Below are 16,060 nucleotides of genomic sequence, written 5' to 3'. Positions count from 1 at the left end.
GCCCATGCTCGCGATTGTCATCTCCGCCCTCGGGCTGTTCGTTTGGCTCTATCTGATCGCGCTTCGCGGCGGGTTCTGGCGGCTGACCGAACATGACCGGGACCTTGGCGGTCACGCAGCCGTCCCGGCGACCCATGTCGTGGCGATCGTTCCGGCTCGAAACGAAGCCGACGTCATCGAAAAAAGCCTGGCGTCGCTGTTTGCGCAACAGTTTCATGGCCGTTTCGACGTTGTTCTCGTGGATGACGAGAGCAACGACGGCACCGCCGAGGCGGCCCGCCGCTGCGCGGCCGCCTGTGGCGCTTCGAGCCGCCTGACGATTCTCTCCTCGCGCGGACCCGATGCGGGCTGGACGGGAAAGCTCGCGGCGATGCAACGCGGGTTCGATCATGTGCGGAGCTTGCCGATCGACCCGGATTTCGTGCTGTTTTGCGATGCGGACATCGAATTTTCGCCGCATGTGCTCGCCCGCCTCGCTTCGGGTGCGACGGCGCGCGGCGCCGTTCTCACCTCGCTCATGGTCAAGCTTCGTTGCGAAAGCGTCGCGGAGCGCTGGCTCGTCCCAGCGTTCATTTTCTATTTCCAGAAGCTTTACCCGTTCCGCCACATCAATGATCCGGATCACCCGGCGGCAGGCGCCGCGGGAGGAGTCATGCTGCTGCGTCCGGAGGCGCTCGCGACCGCGGGCGGCCTGCGGGCCATTCGCGGCGCGCTGATCGACGATTGCGCGCTGGGCGCGCTGATGAAGGCGCAAGGTCCGATCTGGCTGGGTCTGACCGAAGACGTCCACAGCCTGCGCGCCTATCCGCGCCTTGCCGATATCTCCCGAATGGTCGTGCGCTCGGCCTACGCGCAGCTTAGCTATTCCCCCTGGCGTCTCGCGGGCGCGCTCTTTGGCTTGGCGGCCGCCTATCTTGCGCCGCCTTATCTGACGCTGTTCGGCGAATCGCCGGCGCGCGAGACGGCGCTCGTTTCCTGGCTCCTGATGGCGCAGGCCTATATGCCGACGCTGCGCTTTTACGGCCTGTCGCGGTGGCGCGCCTTTGCTTTGCCAGGCGTCGCGGCATGCTATACGTGGTTTACGGTTGAATCGGCTTGGCGGCACCTGAGCGGCCGCGGCGGCGAATGGAAAGGCCGTTATCAGGCGCCGCGCGCGCAAAAGTCGGCGCAGCGCTTCGAAACGCCCGGCGAGATCGAGGCGAACCGCCACATCGAGGTATAGGGCGCGCCAGCGCCGTGGAGCGGCAAGACGGCGTCATATGGATATTGCGCAGACGAGTTCGGGAAAGACCCATCGCGACGAGAATTTTCCCGTCGCCTCCTTTCTCATTGCGCCGCGGCATCGCGCGCCGATCCTCGCCTTCTACGACTTCGTTCGCGCCGCCGACGACATCGCCGACCATCCGACGCTTTCCGCGCAAGAGAAGCTGGATCTGCTGGACGCGCTTGACGCCGCCCTGATCGGAGACGCGGAAGAGGATGCGGACGTCGCGCGCCGCCTGCGTGAAACCTGCCGCGAGCGGCGTCTCGACCCGCAGCATGCGCGCGACCTGATCACCGCCTTCAAGCGCGACGTGACGCAATTGCGCTATCGCGACTGGGACGATCTCGTCGACTACTGCCGTTATTCCGCCATGCCCGTCGGACGCTTTGTCTGCGATCTCCACGGCGAGAACCCCGGCCGGGTCTGGCCGGCCAATGACGCGCTCTGCGCGGCGCTGCAGATCATCAATCACCTGCAGGATTGCGGCAAGGATTACCGCAACCTCGACCGAATCTATCTGCCGCAGGACGCGCTCGCGGCGCATGGCGCGACCGTCGAGATGCTCGCGCAGGAGTCGGCGCCGCCGCCGCTCCTGGCGACGATCCGCGACCTCAACGAGAAAACCGGGCGTCTGCTCGCGCAGTCGCGTCCCTTCGCCGATCTGATCGACGATACGCGGCTCGCCATGGAGGTCGGCGCCATTCAAACATTGGCCGAACAGCTCGTTGCGCGCCTCGCGGTCGCCGACCCGCTTCGCGACAAGGTTCACGACGACAAGTTCAGCTTTGCGCTGAAAGGCGCGCTGGGCGCGCTCGGCGCGCTTCTTCGCCGCATTTCGCGTCCACGCCGCGTAGATTCCGAGGCCCTTCCGAGCGCGCGCCCAAGGACGCGCCAATGACCATGGACGCGCTTGCCGATTCCGCGACGCTGCGCACGCGCGCCATCGCGACCAGAAGCTCCTTCTATCTCGCTATGCGCATCCTCGAGCCGCCGCGGCGCGACGCGATGTTCGCCATTTACGCCTTCTGCCGCGCCGTTGACGACATCGCCGACGACGAGGGCGACCGCGCCGCGCGCCGCGCCGCGCTCGACCAGTGGCGCGCCGACCTCGACGAGCTTTACGCCGGCCGCATCCGCGCGCGCGTGAGCTTTCTCTCTGAACCCGTCCGCCGTTTCCGACTCGAGCGCGCCGATTTCGAGTCGGTGATCGAGGGCATGGCCATGGACGTCGAGGAGGATATTTGCGCGCCGGACTGGGAAAAGCTTGAACTCTATTGCGACCGCGTCGCGAGCGCCGTGGGACGGCTGTCGGTGCGCGCGTTCGGTCTCGCGGAGGAGGAGCCGGGCGCCGAATGCGATTTGCCGACGGGTCCGAAACTGCTCGCCTACCACCTCGGGCGCGCGTTGCAGCTCACCAACATCTTGCGCGACCTCGACGAGGACGCCGCGCGGGGGCGGCTGTATTTGCCGCGAGAGGCGATTGAGTCCGCCGGCGTGGCGAGCCTGGCGCCGCACGCCGTGCTGTCGCATCCTTCGCTCGAAGAGGTGTGCGCGCCGGTCCTCAGCCGCGCCCGCGAACATTATGACCAGGCGGATCTGGTGATGGCGGGCTTGCCGAAGCGCGCGGTGAAAGCGCCCTATCTCATGGCCGCCGGCTATCGTTCGATCCTCGACAGTCTCGCCGCTCGCGGCTTTTCGGCGCCGCGCGCGCCGGTGCGGGCGTCGCGTCTAAAGCTCGTCAGCGCCTTCCTGCGACACGCCTTCACGTGAGCGAAACGATTCATGTCGTCGGCGCGGGCCTCGCGGGGCTCGCCTGCGCGCTGCGTCTTGCCGACGCCGGACGGCGCGTCGCGCTCTATGAAGCCGCGCGCATGGCGGGCGGCCGCTGCCGCTCCTATTTCGACGCGTCGCTCGGCCTGACGATCGACAACGGCAATCATCTGCTGCTCTCGGGCAATCGGGCGGCGCGGGATTACGCCAAACGCATCGGTGCGAGCGGCGCGCTTGTTGGTCCCGACGAATGCGCCTTCGATTTTCTCGACGCGCGCACGGCCGAGCGCTGGACGCTGCGCCCCAACGCCTCGCGCATTCCCTGGTGGGTGTTTGTCGCCGACCGCCGCGTCCCCGGCACGGCGCCGCTCGATTATCTGGGCGCCGGAAAGCTTCTCTTTGCGAAGGACGGCGCGACCATCGGCGACACGATGCGCTGCCGCGGCCCGCTGTGGGAGAGGCTTTGGCGCCCGGTTCTGCTGTCGGCGCTGAACACCGAACCTGAAGAGGCGTCCGCGACGCTCGCCGGCGCCGTGCTGCGCGAGACGCTCGCGGCGGGCGGCGACGCCTGCCGCCCCATGGTCGCCAAAGGCGGCCTCGGCGACGCCTTCATCGAGCCGGCGCTGCGCACGCTTCGCGCCAAAGGCGTCGAGCCGCGCTTCGGCGCGCGTCTGCGCGACATCGCTTTCGAGGAGTCGCGCGTCGCCGCGCTGCGTTTCGGCGACGCGGAAGTGACGCTGGAAAAAGGCGACGTGGTGGTCCTCGCGACGCCGCCGTGGATTGCGCAGGAGCTTCTCCCCGGTCTCGTCGCGCCCGATGATTTTCGCGCGATCCTCAATGCGCATTTCAAGATCGCGTCGCCGCCGGGCCAACCGCTGCTTCTCGGCATGATTGGCGCGCTCACCGAATGGCTCTTCGCCTTCGACGATCGCCTGTCGGTGACGATCAGCGGCGCCGACCGGCTGATCGACGAGTCGCGCGACGCGCTGGCGGAAAAAATCTGGGCGGAGGTGTCCGCCGCGACGGGCCTGCCGGCGGCGCCGCCGCCCTGGCAGATCGTCAAGGAAAAGCGCGCCACCTTCGCCGCGACGCCGGCGCAGGAGAAGCGCCGGCCTGATGCGAAGACGCGCTGGGACAATCTGTGGCTTGCCGGCGACTGGACGAATACGGGCCTGCCGGCGACGATCGAAGGTTCGATACGATCAGGGGATAGAGCGGCGGAACTGGCGACGACGGCCAGTTGAATGTGACGCTTCGTGCATGGCGTAAGGAAGCGCGCTTGCGCCTCATGAGTGCGAAATTTGCCGGCGGTCTTGCGGCGCGTTGACGCCCTGCGCCAGCCGGCTGTGACGGCGGCTGTAGAGAAAATAAATCGCGAGGCCGATCGCCATCCAGATCGCGAAGCGCTCCCACGCCACCGCCGGCAGGCGCGACAACAGCCAGAGCGAGAAGCCGATGCCGGCGAGCGGCGTGAAGGGGACAAAGGGCGCGCGAGAACTGCGCGGCACGTCGGGGCGGGTGCGGCGCAGCACGATGATCGCCGAGCAGATGACGACGAATGCGGAGAGCGTGCCGATATTCACCAGCTCCGCCACTTCCTTGATCGGGTAGAGCGCGGCGACGAGCGCGGTCAGCGCGCCGGCGATCAGCGTCGGCCGATAGGGCGTCTGAAAACGCGGATGCAGTTTCGCGAACCAGGCCGGCAGCAGGCCGTCTCGGCTCATGGCGAACCAGATGCGGGCGCAGGCGAGCAGAAAAGCGAGCATGACGCTGGCGATGCCGGCGACCGCGGCGAGCGAGACGACGAAGGCGACCCAGGGCAGGCCGAGCGACGCGAAAGCGGTCGCGACCGGCGCGGGATTGTCGAGCGTGTCATAGCGCACGACGCCGGTGAGCACGAGCGACATGGCGATATAGAGCGTCAGCGCCACGACGAGCGACAAAAGGACGGCGCGCGGCACGTCGCGCTGCGGCGCGCGGGCTTCTTCGGCGGCGGTGGTCAGCGTGTCGTAGCCGAACACCGCGAAGAACACGACCGCCGCGCCCTGCGCCACGCCGGAAAAGCCGAAGGGCATGAAGGGCGTCCAGTTCTCGACGCGCACATAGGGAAGGCCGGCGACGATCACCAACAGCGCCGCGGCGATCTTGACGACCACCATCGCGGTGTTGAAGCGCGCGCCAAGCTCCACGCGCAGCGTCAACAGGAAGGCGACGCCAAGCGCGCCGAGCGCGGCGAAAAGATCGACGACGCGGCCGGGCCCGGTTCCCGGCGCGCCGCTCGCCCAATCGGGAAGCGTGACGCCGAATTGCGCGAGCAGCGCCTGCAAATAGGCCGACCAGCCGATCGCCACCACGGCGACGACCAGCGCATATTCGAGTAGAAGATCCCAGCCGATGATCCAGGCGGCGAGTTCGCCCAGCACCGCATAAGCATATGTGTAGGCGCTGCCGGCGACGGGAATCATGCCGGCGAATTCGGCGTAGGACAGCGCCGCCGCGGCGCTCGCGACGCCGGCGATCAGGAAGGAGAGGGCGACGCCCGGCCCCGCCTGGGTCGCCGCCACTACGCCGGTCAGCACGAAAATGCCGACGCCAATGAGGCCGCCAAGGCCAATTCCGGTGAGCTGCCAGACCCCGAGCACGCGACGGAATCCGCCCGGTCGGTCGGCTTCGGCTTGCAGCGATTCGATGGATTTGGCGCGCAGCAGCGAGGAGGAAAGCTTCATCAAAATGGCCCGTCGGCGGGCGTGTCCGCCATGACGTCCATAGGCGATCCGGGCGGCGCTGTCATTGCCGCCCCGCCACGCGCAGCCGCAAAAGAAAAGAGCGGCCCCAGTAAGGCCGCTCTTTCCATTTTGTTCGGGCGCCGCGGCCTATTTCTTCGCGGCCTCGAGATGGGTCAGCGCCTCTTCGGCGTGTTTCGTCGCGACATCGGGGTGCTTCTGCTTGCCGTGGTCAATCGCCATTTCGAGATGCGAGATGCCCTGTTTGGTATGCTCGTTTGGCTTTTGCGCTTCGGCGGCTTTCGCGTGCTTCAAGCCTTCTTCCGCATGCATCGTCAGCGCCTCGGCCTTTCCCTGCTTGCCTTCGCTGATCGCCTGCTGGGTGTGGGTGATGGCTTCACCCAGATGATCTTCGGCGTAGGCCAATCGGGGGGCGACAAAGGCCGCGAGGGATAGAGCCAAGACGGTTGCAAAAATTCTGCGATTCATGGGGGATCTCCTCAATGCTCGCCGCATGACGTAAATATGGTCTCTTTCGCTCTAGGATCGAGGTCTCGCAGGCGTCCTAGATGTCGCGGCGTGATCACTGCCGGTCGGCGGCAAAAAGCTCGCAACTTTCGCCGAATTCCGCCAGGCCGCCCTCAAGAAACGAGGCGAGAAGCGGAACCCCGAGCAGATATGCCGACGTCGCGCCTTCGTGCCGGGCTCGCGCTTGCGCGAGAGCTTCGCCCCATTCGCTGGCGGCGAAGTCGCCGCGCCCCACCCACATCAGCGCGACCAGCTCGACCTGCTCGTCGACGTCCATGGCCTCGATAAAGGAGGAAACCTCGTCGCGAATGGTGGGGAACGCGTCCTCCGTCAATACGCTGACGAAACCGTCGTCCGTGGCGTTCGAGGCGTCCGCGTCGATGCCCTCATCTTCGCTTTCAAGCTCACGAGCCTTGACGACGACGAAACAGACTTTGTCCGTATTGATGGTCGGCATTTCTTCCTCTCCGCCGTTCTGAAAACGCGCTTGACCTTCGCCCTTGTATTGAAAGGTCGCCCTTTGCATATATTCCCCGAAGGCGAGATTTTTACCCAAGTCGACGCCGTATTTTGGAGCCGCAAATGCGTGTCGGCGCGCCCAAAGAAACCAAAGACAACGAATATCGCGTCGGCCTTACGCCGTCTTCGGTCGCTGAACTCGCCCATGCGGGACATGACGTCTTCATCGAGCGCGGCGCGGGCGAGGGCGCGGGGCTATCGGACTCGGATTACGCCGCCGCGGGCGCGACGCTCGTCGATGGTCCCGAAGCGCTGTTTGCCGCAGCGCAATTGATCGTCAAGGTGAAGGAGCCGCAGCGGCGCGAGATTGCTTATTTGCGGCCGGACCAGGTGCTCTTCACTTATTTCCATCTCGCCGCGGACGCTGAACTCACGCGCGAGCTGATGGCGAGCGGCGCCCATTGCATCGCCTATGAGACGGTCACGGCGCCCGGCGGCGGATTGCCGCTGCTCGCGCCGATGTCCGAAATCGCCGGCCGGCTCGCCCCGCAGATCGGGGCGCATTTTCTTGAAAAGCAGGCGGGCGGCCGCGGCGTTCTGCTTTCGGGCGCGCCGGGCGTGCCGCCAGCTGACGTTCTCGTTCTCGGCGCCGGCAGCGTCGGCGCCCAGGCGACGGCGATTGCGCTCGGCATGGGCGCAAGCGTGCTCGTCGCCGACCGCAACCCCGACGCGCTGCGGCGTCTCGAAACGCGTTTCGGTTTCGCGGCGCGCACCATTTATTCCACACGCGCCGCGATCGCCGAATCGGTGAAGCGCGCCGATCTCGTCATCTGCGCGGCGCTCGCGCCAGGCGCCAAGGCGCCGATCCTGATCACGCGCGACATGCTGTCGACGATGAAGCGCGGCGCCGTGATCGTCGACGTCGCGATCGACCAGGGCGGCTGCTGCGAGACGTCACGGCCGACGAGCCATTCCGACCCGACCTATGTCGTTGACGGGGTCGTGCATTATTGCGTCACCAACATGCCCGGAGTCACGCCGCGCACATCGACCTTCGCGCTCAACAACGCCACATTGCCTTTCGTGCTGGCGCTCGCCAACAAGGGCTGGCGTCGCGCCATCGAGGACGACCCGCATCTTCGCGCAGGGCTGGAAGTTTCCGCCGGCCGCATTCTGTCGCCGCCCGTCGCCGCCGCGCATGGCCTGCCGCTGTCGCCGCAGCTCATGGCGCTGGACAGCGCCGGCGCCGCATAGCATCCTGCTGAATGACGTCATCCATTCCGGTCCATGCGACTTTTTCGCGCAATCCATGCTGGAGAGCGTTGGCTCCGGCGCGTGCTTCGGCATCGCATTGTAATAATTCGCGCTTATGTCGCCGGGACGCACCGCTCGCGCCAGGCCGGCAGAGCTTTTCTCATCAGCGCGCACTTGTTAGACCAGAGCGTCGCGGCCTTTGCGGAGCGGCGCCCCCTATCATTCGAAGAACAGACAGGTTTAGGGCATGAGCGCGAACCAGGACCAGGATCCCGCCGCCAACCGGAAACGAGGGGCCACGGCGGAAAAGGTCTCCGCGCTCGGCAAGTCCGAAACGCCGGTGAAGCCGTCCCACAAGGCCAAGAACAAGGCCAATAACAAGGCCAAGAAAAAGACTGTGGCGAAAAAGCCTTCGGCGCCGAGCGTTTCGACGCAAACGGCCGCGCCCGCGACGCCCAAGGGCGCCGGGGCTCCCGCGCCGCTCGCCAATCTGGAGACATTCGCCCGGCTTGATATCGAAGCGATCGCCGACAACATGGCGCAGCTCGTGGACGAGGGCCGCAAGGCGCTGGCGGCGGCGATCGGCGGCGCCAATCCCGACGAAACGCGAAGCGAACTCGCCGCGAGCGTCGCCGACGCCACCAAGACTCTCGGCGCCGTCGCCGAATATTGGCTGTCGAAGCCCGACCGCGCCGCCGTCGCCCAGGCCGATCTTTACAGCGGGTTGAGCGAGATTTGGCGGCAGACGCTTCGCCGCTACGGCGGGGAGGATGTCGCCCCGATCGTTCCTTCCGACCTCTCCGACAAGCGCTTCTCGGGGCCTGAATGGAACGAGAATCCGTTCTTCGACTGGCTGCGGCAATCCTATCTGCTCGCGTCGCGCTGGGCGGGCGACATGGTCGAGAGCGCCGAGGGACTCGATCCGCAGACAAAGGCGAGAGCCGTCTTTTATACGCGGCTGATCTCGAGCGCGATCTCGCCATCCAATTTCGTGCCGACCAATCCGGAACTGTTGCGCGCCACGATGGACGCCAAGGGCGAGAATCTGGTCCGCGGCTTGAAAATGCTCGCGGAAGACATTTCCGCGGGCGGCGGCGTGCTGAAGATTCGCCAGAGCGCGGATCGGAAATTCGAACTCGGCGTCGATCTGGCGAATACGCCCGGCAAGGTGATCTGGCGCAATGACGTGATGGAGCTCATTCAATATGAGCCCACGACGGCGGAAGTTTATGCGCGGCCGCTGCTCATCACGCCGCCCTGGATCAACAAATTCTATGTGCTCGATCTCAACCCCGAGAAAAGTTTCGTTCGCTGGGCCGTCGAGCAGGGCTTCACGGTCTTCATCATCTCCTGGGTCAATCCCGACGAGACCAAGGCCGCAAAGGGGTTCGAGGCTTATATGCACGAGGGCGTGCTGACCGCGCTCGACGTGATCGAGAAGGCGACGGGCGAACGCAAGGTCACGGCGGCGGGCTATTGCGTCGGCGGCACGCTGCTCGCGCTGACGCTCGCCTATATGGCTGCGACCGGCGACGATCGCATCGACAGCGTCACCTTCTTTGCGACGCAGGTGGATTTTTCGGACGCCGGCGATCTGCAGATTTTCGTCGATGAGGCGCGCCTCGCGGCGCTCGACGAAAGCATGGCGCGCACCGGCTATCTCGAAGGCTACAAGATGGCCAACGCCTTCAATATGCTGCGGCCGAACGAACTCATCTGGAATTATGTCGTCAACAATTACATGAAGGGGGTCGAGCCCGCCGCGTTCGATCTCTTGTATTGGAATTCCGATTCGACGCGCATTCCGCGGGCCAATCACTCCTTCTACCTGCGCAGTTGCTATCTCGAAAACCGTCTGGCGCGCGGCGAGATGGTCATCGACGGGGTTCGGCTCAATTTGCGTCAGGTGAAGGCGCCGGTCTTCGAGATCGCGACGAGGGAGGATCATATCGCGCCGGCGCAATCCGTGTTTCGCGGCGCGAGGTTTTTCGGCGGCGAGGTGACCTTCGTGCTCGGCGGCTCGGGCCATATCGCGGGGATCATCAACCCGCCCTCCAAAGACAAATATCAATATTGGACGGGCGGCCCCCCGAAGGGCGCTTTCGAGGACTGGATCAAGAAGGCGAAGGAAACCAAGGGCTCCTGGTGGCCGCACTGGCTGGCCTGGGTGACGGCGCAGGCGCCCGAGAAAGTCCCCGCGCGCCGGCCTGGCGGCGGCAAGCTCAAGATCATCTGCGACGCGCCCGGGGAATATGTGCGGGCAAAAAGCTAGGCGGCAGGTGGATCCGGCAGGGTCGCGGCGCGAAACGTGACGCCGCGGCCCACGCTTTAGCGCGCGCGCCGTCTCACCGTGTCCATAGACGCAGCGAGCCCGCGACAACCGATGAGGTCATCCTAGAGCCTCACCCGGGAAGAACCCCGATTCGCTCAAAGAACCAGTAGACCCCCGCAATCGCAATCAGCGCCGAGGCCACGTAGACGAGCTTTTCGCTGCGCTTGCCGCCTGTCTGCTTGTCGATGAAGAACAGGATCGGCATGACCGCGAAGACGATAGCGATCTGACCGAGTTCGACGCCAATGTTGAACGCGGCGAGCGCCGGCACGACCCCCCCTTGCGGCACGCCCATCTCCGTGAGCGCCGAGGCGAAGCCGAAGCCATGGATGAAGCCGAATAAGAAAGTGTTGCGCCAGCGGTTGTCGACGTCGCGCGAGAAATAGTTCTCCACAGCGACGAAAACGATCGAAGCGGCGATCAGCGCTTCGACCAATGTCGAGGGAAGCGTGAAGATATTGAGCGCCGCCAGCGACAGCGTGATCGAATGCGAAATGGTGAAGGCGGTGACGATCTTCACGACCGGCCAAATGCGGGTAGCCCACAGAATGAGCGCGAACAGGAAGCACAAATGATCGTAGCCGGTGACGATGTGTTCGACGCCGGCTTTGAGAAACTTCCACATCAGCTGTGCGGTGGTTTCCATCGGCTTTGACAGATCGAGCGGGGGATCGTCGGGGTAGAGCATGGTCTGGCCGGCGTTTTCGCTTCCCTCGAGCGTGACCAGGTGCTTCCCCTTTGCGCCTTGCGTGGCGAGGAGCTTCGTCGCGTCATAGAAGAGCGTGCCGGTCGTTCCGCCGCAGTCGAAGCGGATCAAGACGAGCGCGCTGTCCTGGTTGGTGGGGTCTTCGCCCGACTTTTCGACATTGGCGATGCAGGCCCGGCCTGTCGCATCGCGCATTGCGACACGCTTTTGGACAAATTTGCCGATTTCCGCTTCGAGCGCGCCGGGCCCCGAGAGGTCGACGCTGGCGCGTTCGCTCATCGTGTCCTGAAACATGCGCTCGAGATCGGTGGCGAGAAAGCCGACCTCGACGGCATAGGTTCGATTGTCCTTGGGAAGAATTTTGCCTGTCGAAATATCAGGCGTATGGGCCATAGCCGGAGCCGCGAGGCCGACGCAAAACAAGATTACGGCGGCGACTATCCTGAAAACTCCGGTCATACGCGCTCCCTTCGTTCGTGGCCGCGCAACATGCCAAACGCCGCTGCGCTGGACAAGACAGCGGAAGCGGGAGCGTTGAGCAGGCGCAAGCCGATCTTTGCCGTCGGCGGTGGGTCAGTTCATTTAATTCTCGCCGTAGGCGAAGCGCCGCGTCGAAGGATAAGGGCATGGGAGGGAAGGTTTTTCGAGCGTCGCGCCTCCTAATGCGCGACGCCAAGAGGCCCGCGCCGCTCGCCCCTTCCGGCGGCTTTGCGCGCCAGTTCCGGATTTTCTTCCTCGACCCGATTCAATTGATTAGAAGTGTCCGACAGATTTGAGTTTCTCAAGAAAGCGAGCGTTTCGGTGCCCCCTGGCCTCAGTACGAAATCAAAGACGCTCAAATCCCAGGAGCAGCTCGTCATTCGTCGCGCGAACCGTGGCGACGTCCCTGACATCATCGCCATGATGAAGCGGGCCTATCCCTCGCTCCCCGTTTACAGCCGCGGGAATTTGCTCGGTCAGATCACCTCCTTCCCCGAAGGTCAGTTTGTCGCGGACTATGAAGGCAAAATCGTTGGTTACGCGGCAACCTTCCGCATCGACGAGGCGACCGCGCTGAAACGGCATAATTGGGCGGAGATCACCGGCGGCGGCTACGCCTCTCGCCATGACGCCGCCGGCCCCTGGCTTTATGGCATGGAAGTCTGCGTCGATCCTGACTGGCGCGGTTTGCGCATTGGCCAGCGGCTCTACGAGGCCCGAAAGCGGCTTGCAGAAGAATTGGAGCTGAAAGGCATCGTATTTGGCGGCCGCATGCCGGGACTGTCCCGTAAAATCAAGGAATTCAAGACGCCCGAGGCCTATCTCGAAGCCGTCAAGGCGCGCAAAGTTCGGGATCAGGTCGCCAGTTTTCAAATCGGCAATGGTTTTGAGCCCCTCGGCGTGCTCGAGGCCTACATGCCGAGCGATCATGAGAGTCTCGGCTATGCCGCGCATATGGTCTGGCGCAACCCCTATGTCGACCAGGAGGCGACGCCGACGAAGAGCGCGATCCGCCCCAAGGATTGGGTGCGGGTTGCGACCGTTCAGTTTCAGCAGCGCGCCGTGAAAAGTTTCGAAGAGTTTCTGGCCAATATCGAATATTTCGTCGACGTCGTTTCCGATTACAAATCGGACTTTGTCGTCTTTCCGGAGTTGTTCACGCTGCAGCTGCTGGCGCTCGAAAAAAAGCGTCTTGGCCCCGTGGAAGCGATCGAAGCGCTGACGCAACGGACGGAGCCCTTCGTCGCGGCGCTACGACAGATGGCGCTGTCCTACAACATCAACATCATCGGCGGCTCCCATCCGACCCGCGTGGCCGACGGCGATATTCGCAATGTCGCCTATGTCTTTCTGCGTGACGGAGCCGTGCACGCGCAGGAGAAAATCCATCCCACGCCCAATGAGCGCAACTGGTGGAACATTCGGGGCGGCGACGAGATTCGCGCCATCGACACGGATTGCGGACCGATTGGCGTGCTCGTTTGCTACGATTCTGAATTTCCCGAACTCGCCCGGCTTTTGGCCGACGAGGGCGCGAAGTTGCTGTTCGTGCCCTTTTGCACGGACAATCGTCAGGGCTATCTTCGGGTCAGATATTGCAGCCAGGCGCGCGCGATCGAAAATCAGTGTTACGTCGTTCTCTCCGGCAATGTCGGCAATTTGCCGGGCGTCGAGAACATGGACGTGCAATACGCCCAGTCCTGCATTTTGACCCCATGCGACTTCCCCTTCGCGCGCGACGGCGTGGCGGCGGAGACAACGGAAAATGTCGAAACCATCGCCGTCGCGGATCTCGATCTCTCCGACCTCGCCTGGGCGCGGCGGGAAGGCACTGTCCGTAATCTACGGGACCGGCGGTTCGATCTTTACAGGCTCGTGCGACACGACGACGCGAAATCATGAGACGCGTCTAGCGAACCCGCCCACTGCGGAGGGGCGGGGACGCAGCGGAAGAGGTGATCCAGTGGTGGGGGAAGTATAAATCTAACCGACGGCCATATGCGCTTGATCTAGTTGTATTTATTGACTTAAAGCGTAGAATTTGGCACATAGATTTAGCACAAACATCCGTCCATTAGCCGCCATGCGGCCTTAACCTCAGCCCTCTATGAACCTTCCGAACTACCTCAAGAGAAGCCCTAAGACGGGCGTCTTCTCATTCCGAATGGCCGTCCCTGAAAAGCTCCGCCCGGTATTCGGTAAGCGGGAGGTCAAGCACTCGCTCAAGACGAAGGATCATCGCAAAGCGGTCGTCATAGCGATGCGTCTACATGAGGAATGGAAGGGACGCTTCCTCATTGCTGAGCAATCGCTCGCTGGGCAGAAGGGAGGCTCAGAGTCCTCCGGCCTCACGCTTTACGACGATGCGCTTGCATGGCTGCACTCGTTGGATTTGGAGAAAAAGCCGCTTCGGCGTGGGCAAGTTCCTGAGCAAGAGTTTCATGATCGCATGGATTATGCAGACGCTCTGATTGAAGAATACCAGCGCAAACCCGATCCGCTTACGAGCATGAAGATCGCTGCGCTACAGGGTAGCCTCAAGCGCCCGCTACCTACCGTCAGAGATGCGGTGAACCTTTATCTCCAAGAGAAGAACCCGCCCGGCAAGCGGACTGAGGCGAAGGCGAAACAGTTTGACCTTCATATTAGGCGGAACGAGCGATACCTGCTTGCGTCTTTCAAGCGAGACAAGGCGCTCACTGCGATAACCCGTCAAGACGCTCGGCAGTTCAGAGATTATTTGAAGGCACGTAAGGACTCACGAGATGGGACGGCCTTAAAACCCGAAAGCATCAACAGGAGTCTGCAAGCCATCGTGGCTGTGTTCAATCACGCCATCCGAGAATATCAGCTTGACGTGAAGAACCCGTTCAGCGGGCTTTACGTGGATGATCACGAGGCCAAGGGGGAGAAGCGACACTCCTTCACCGACGAACAGTTAGAGGCTTATCTGGCTGCTGCATCAGAGACGCTTAACTCAGAAGCGAAGCATTGCACTGTGTTGATGGCTTACACAGGGGCGAGAACAGATGAGATAGCTGGCCTAGAGGTTCAAGACGTTGCGCTTAATGATGATGAGGAAATACCCCACATCTTCATTCGCCCAAACCAAACGAGACCGAAGCTCAAATCCCCCGCCAGTAAGCGGGTGCTGCCCCTGATTGGCCCTGCCTTGGCCAGTGCTAAAGAGGCCGTTGAGGCGGCAAGGGCCGCTGTCGAGGAAGCCCGAAAGCGGAATGGCGGTGACAGTGCGTTGCCTGCGAGCTTAAGCGAGCTTCAACACGTTCCCCTGTTCCCCCGCTATGGAAGGCCGAGAGGCGCAGACGCGCTTTCGGCAGTCCAAAACAAACTCATTCGTAAGAAGCTCAACATAACCGATCCCAAGGTCACAGCGTATTCCACTCGCCATCGGATGAAGGACAAACTGAGGAACGCACTCATAGACTCTGACTTGCAGGATGCGATCATGGCTCATGAACGAGGGCAAATCTCGGATCGTTATGGCAATGGCTATTGGCTGGACGTTTTGAGTAAGGCGTTGACGAAAGCGCTTGGCGTTTGAGGCCCGCATGTTCGCAGTCTATGGAAGAATGAAATCAACTACTACACTACAGTAACAGTTGAACATTAGAAACAACTACAAAAGTTTAAGTAATATATCAGTTGACATGGCGAACTATCAGGGATTATATCTATAAATTCTCCTACTAAACATTAGGTAACTGCTTACAATGAATATATAGCTTCGCTCCTTTGAAGGCTGCATCACTATTGAAGACTACATCAAGAACTATGAACCTCATTATGGAGATGAGGTTGAGGAACAGGTGGCTGAGCTTGGGCCTTGGATGGAAGCGAGGGAGAAGGACTTGCGTTTAACCCCGTCTTCAATGAAGCGGGGCATAGAGTTTTCCAAAAGGGCCTTGTGGCGTGGGCGTTTTCTAGGTGACAAGGGATTGGGCGAGGCGTGGAGGTTTCTGCGCCTTGCTTCGGTTGACCGCAAGCTTTATTGAAGGCGCGTTGTCCATGGTGGATTAACGCAAAGGATCAGGTGTGTCCAACTTCTGGGAGAGCATCCAGTCGCTGTATTTGCTGCCTTTCATGCCGAAAGTAATAATCACGCTGATCGGCTTGATGGTTTATGGGTTACTTATCTATTTTCTATGGATACCTCAAGACAGGGACGCAAAACCATTTTCTGAGCTGGCAGTGGCGTCGCAGAGTTCTACACAAGTGCTGATTGCTGCTACACCTCCTACACCTCTCGCATGGGATGATCACTGGGGAACAACTACCGTTGGTGCGAACGGCACAATCTATCTGTCCGCATTGCAGATTAAGGCCCGCAACGTCTCAGACAAAGAGGTGGCGCTAAAGGACGCATTCGTCATCTCAGGAAAGACTGTAAGCATCCGGTGAGGCACGTGGGCTGATCATTTTCAGCCAAGGACGGCTGCGCGTAGATCAGGCGGCGAGCTTTTTGGCTTGTAGGTCGGCGGCCCAGCGCCACGGTAGCAAGGCGGCGAGATCGGTTATCTTGTGAT

General features: G+C 62.5%; 13 protein-coding genes. 9 read left to right on the top strand and 4 right to left on the bottom strand.

Annotated features, from left to right (window positions below; all coding sequences use genetic code 11):
• The first annotated feature begins 4 nt into the window (after window positions 1–4).
• Genes ACR65W_RS10150 through hpnE form a run of 4 tightly spaced genes read left to right on the top strand, consistent with a single transcriptional unit; the run spans window position 5 to window position 4,278 of the window.
• Window positions 5–1,222, top strand: coding sequence for a glycosyltransferase (locus ACR65W_RS10150; RefSeq protein ID WP_434498294.1), 1,218 nt, complete (start codon window positions 5–7; stop codon window positions 1,220–1,222).
• Window positions 1,223–1,259: 37 nt separating this feature from the next.
• The gene (hpnC, locus tag ACR65W_RS10145) at window positions 1,260–2,162 is read left to right on the top strand and encodes a squalene synthase HpnC (protein WP_434498293.1); all 903 of its coding nucleotides are present in this window, start codon (window positions 1,260–1,262) and stop codon (window positions 2,160–2,162) included.
• Entirely contained in the window at window positions 2,159–3,034 is an 876-nt protein-coding gene (hpnD, locus tag ACR65W_RS10140; protein ID WP_434498292.1) for a presqualene diphosphate synthase HpnD, read from the top strand. The genes hpnC and hpnD overlap by 4 nt, the downstream gene beginning before the upstream one ends.
• Window positions 3,031–4,278: a hydroxysqualene dehydroxylase HpnE gene (gene hpnE, locus ACR65W_RS10135; protein ID WP_434498291.1), complete on the top strand. Its 1,248-nt coding sequence runs from the start codon at window positions 3,031–3,033 to the stop codon at window positions 4,276–4,278. Before hpnD ends, hpnE begins: the two co-directional genes overlap by 4 nt.
• A gap of 42 nt (window positions 4,279–4,320) precedes the next feature.
• On the opposite strand, the gene ACR65W_RS10130 is transcribed toward hpnE, so the two are convergent.
• From ACR65W_RS10130 to ACR65W_RS10120, 3 genes are all read right to left on the bottom strand, one after another.
• Window positions 4,321–5,760 (bottom strand): amino acid permease, encoded by a 1,440-nt coding sequence (locus ACR65W_RS10130; RefSeq protein ID WP_434498290.1) that lies wholly within the window; start codon window positions 5,758–5,760, stop codon window positions 4,321–4,323.
• Window positions 5,761–5,907: 147 nt separating this feature from the next.
• The gene (gene smbP / locus ACR65W_RS10125) at window positions 5,908–6,246 is read right to left on the bottom strand and encodes a small metal-binding protein SmbP (protein ID WP_434498289.1); all 339 of its coding nucleotides are present in this window, start codon (window positions 6,244–6,246) and stop codon (window positions 5,908–5,910) included.
• A gap of 94 nt (window positions 6,247–6,340) precedes the next feature.
• Entirely contained in the window at window positions 6,341–6,742 is a 402-nt protein-coding gene (locus tag ACR65W_RS10120) for a DUF3775 domain-containing protein (protein WP_434502633.1), read from the bottom strand.
• Window positions 6,743–6,867: 125 nt separating this feature from the next.
• Here ACR65W_RS10120 and ald point away from each other — a divergent pair, with 125 nt between their 5' ends.
• Together ald and phaC are read left to right on the top strand one after the other, a co-directional pair.
• Window positions 6,868–7,998, top strand: a complete 1,131-nt coding sequence (gene ald / locus ACR65W_RS10115) for an alanine dehydrogenase (protein ID WP_434498287.1) — start codon at window positions 6,868–6,870, stop codon at window positions 7,996–7,998.
• 247 nt (window positions 7,999–8,245) lie between these two features.
• Window positions 8,246–10,270, top strand: coding sequence for a class I poly(R)-hydroxyalkanoic acid synthase (phaC, locus tag ACR65W_RS10110; RefSeq protein ID WP_434498286.1), 2,025 nt, complete (start codon window positions 8,246–8,248; stop codon window positions 10,268–10,270).
• A gap of 130 nt (window positions 10,271–10,400) precedes the next feature.
• Here the strand turns inward: phaC and ACR65W_RS10105 are convergent, their stop codons facing one another.
• Window positions 10,401–11,495, bottom strand: coding sequence for a HupE/UreJ family protein (locus ACR65W_RS10105; protein ID WP_434498285.1), 1,095 nt, complete (start codon window positions 11,493–11,495; stop codon window positions 10,401–10,403).
• Window positions 11,496–11,795: 300 nt separating this feature from the next.
• Here ACR65W_RS10105 and ACR65W_RS10100 point away from each other — a divergent pair, with 300 nt between their 5' ends.
• The 3 genes from ACR65W_RS10100 (at window position 11,796) to ACR65W_RS10090 (ending at window position 15,935) form a co-directional block, all read left to right on the top strand.
• On the top strand, window positions 11,796–13,418 hold the full coding sequence (locus ACR65W_RS10100; RefSeq protein WP_434498284.1) for a GNAT family N-acetyltransferase: 1,623 nt from the start codon (window positions 11,796–11,798) through the stop codon (window positions 13,416–13,418).
• A gap of 205 nt (window positions 13,419–13,623) precedes the next feature.
• Entirely contained in the window at window positions 13,624–15,078 is a 1,455-nt protein-coding gene (locus tag ACR65W_RS10095) for a DUF6538 domain-containing protein (RefSeq protein ID WP_434498283.1), read from the top strand.
• 491 nt (window positions 15,079–15,569) lie between these two features.
• Window positions 15,570–15,935 carry a hypothetical protein gene (locus tag ACR65W_RS10090; RefSeq protein ID WP_434498282.1) on the top strand — a complete coding sequence of 122 codons (366 nt, stop codon included), beginning with the start codon at window positions 15,570–15,572 and terminating at the stop codon, window positions 15,933–15,935.
• Window positions 15,936–16,060: the final 125 nt, after the last annotated feature.

This window comes from Methylocystis sp. (assembly GCF_051062815.1).
Lineage (GTDB): Bacteria > Pseudomonadota > Alphaproteobacteria > Rhizobiales > Beijerinckiaceae > Methylocystis.
This window is presented reverse-complemented; position numbering and strand designations above follow the sequence as displayed.

Excerpts from the sequence above, each read along its gene's own strand:
- ACR65W_RS10150 (WP_434498294.1), top strand. The coding sequence starts at position 5 with ATGCTCGCGATTGTCATCTCCGCCCTCGGGCTGTTCGTTTGGCTCTAT.
- ACR65W_RS10120 (WP_434502633.1), bottom strand. The coding sequence starts at position 6,742 with ATGCCGACCATCAATACGGACAAAGTCTGTTTCGTCGTCGTCAAGGCT.
- ACR65W_RS10105 (WP_434498285.1), bottom strand. The coding sequence starts at position 11,495 with ATGACCGGAGTTTTCAGGATAGTCGCCGCCGTAATCTTGTTTTGCGTC.
- smbP (WP_434498289.1), bottom strand. The coding sequence starts at position 6,246 with ATGAATCGCAGAATTTTTGCAACCGTCTTGGCTCTATCCCTCGCGGCC.
- ACR65W_RS10095 (WP_434498283.1), top strand. The coding sequence starts at position 13,624 with ATGAACCTTCCGAACTACCTCAAGAGAAGCCCTAAGACGGGCGTCTTC.
- phaC (WP_434498286.1), top strand. The coding sequence starts at position 8,246 with ATGAGCGCGAACCAGGACCAGGATCCCGCCGCCAACCGGAAACGAGGG.
- ald (WP_434498287.1), top strand. The coding sequence starts at position 6,868 with ATGCGTGTCGGCGCGCCCAAAGAAACCAAAGACAACGAATATCGCGTC.
- hpnC (WP_434498293.1), top strand. The coding sequence starts at position 1,260 with ATGGATATTGCGCAGACGAGTTCGGGAAAGACCCATCGCGACGAGAAT.
- hpnD (WP_434498292.1), top strand. The coding sequence starts at position 2,159 with ATGACCATGGACGCGCTTGCCGATTCCGCGACGCTGCGCACGCGCGCC.
- ACR65W_RS10130 (WP_434498290.1), bottom strand. The coding sequence starts at position 5,760 with ATGAAGCTTTCCTCCTCGCTGCTGCGCGCCAAATCCATCGAATCGCTG.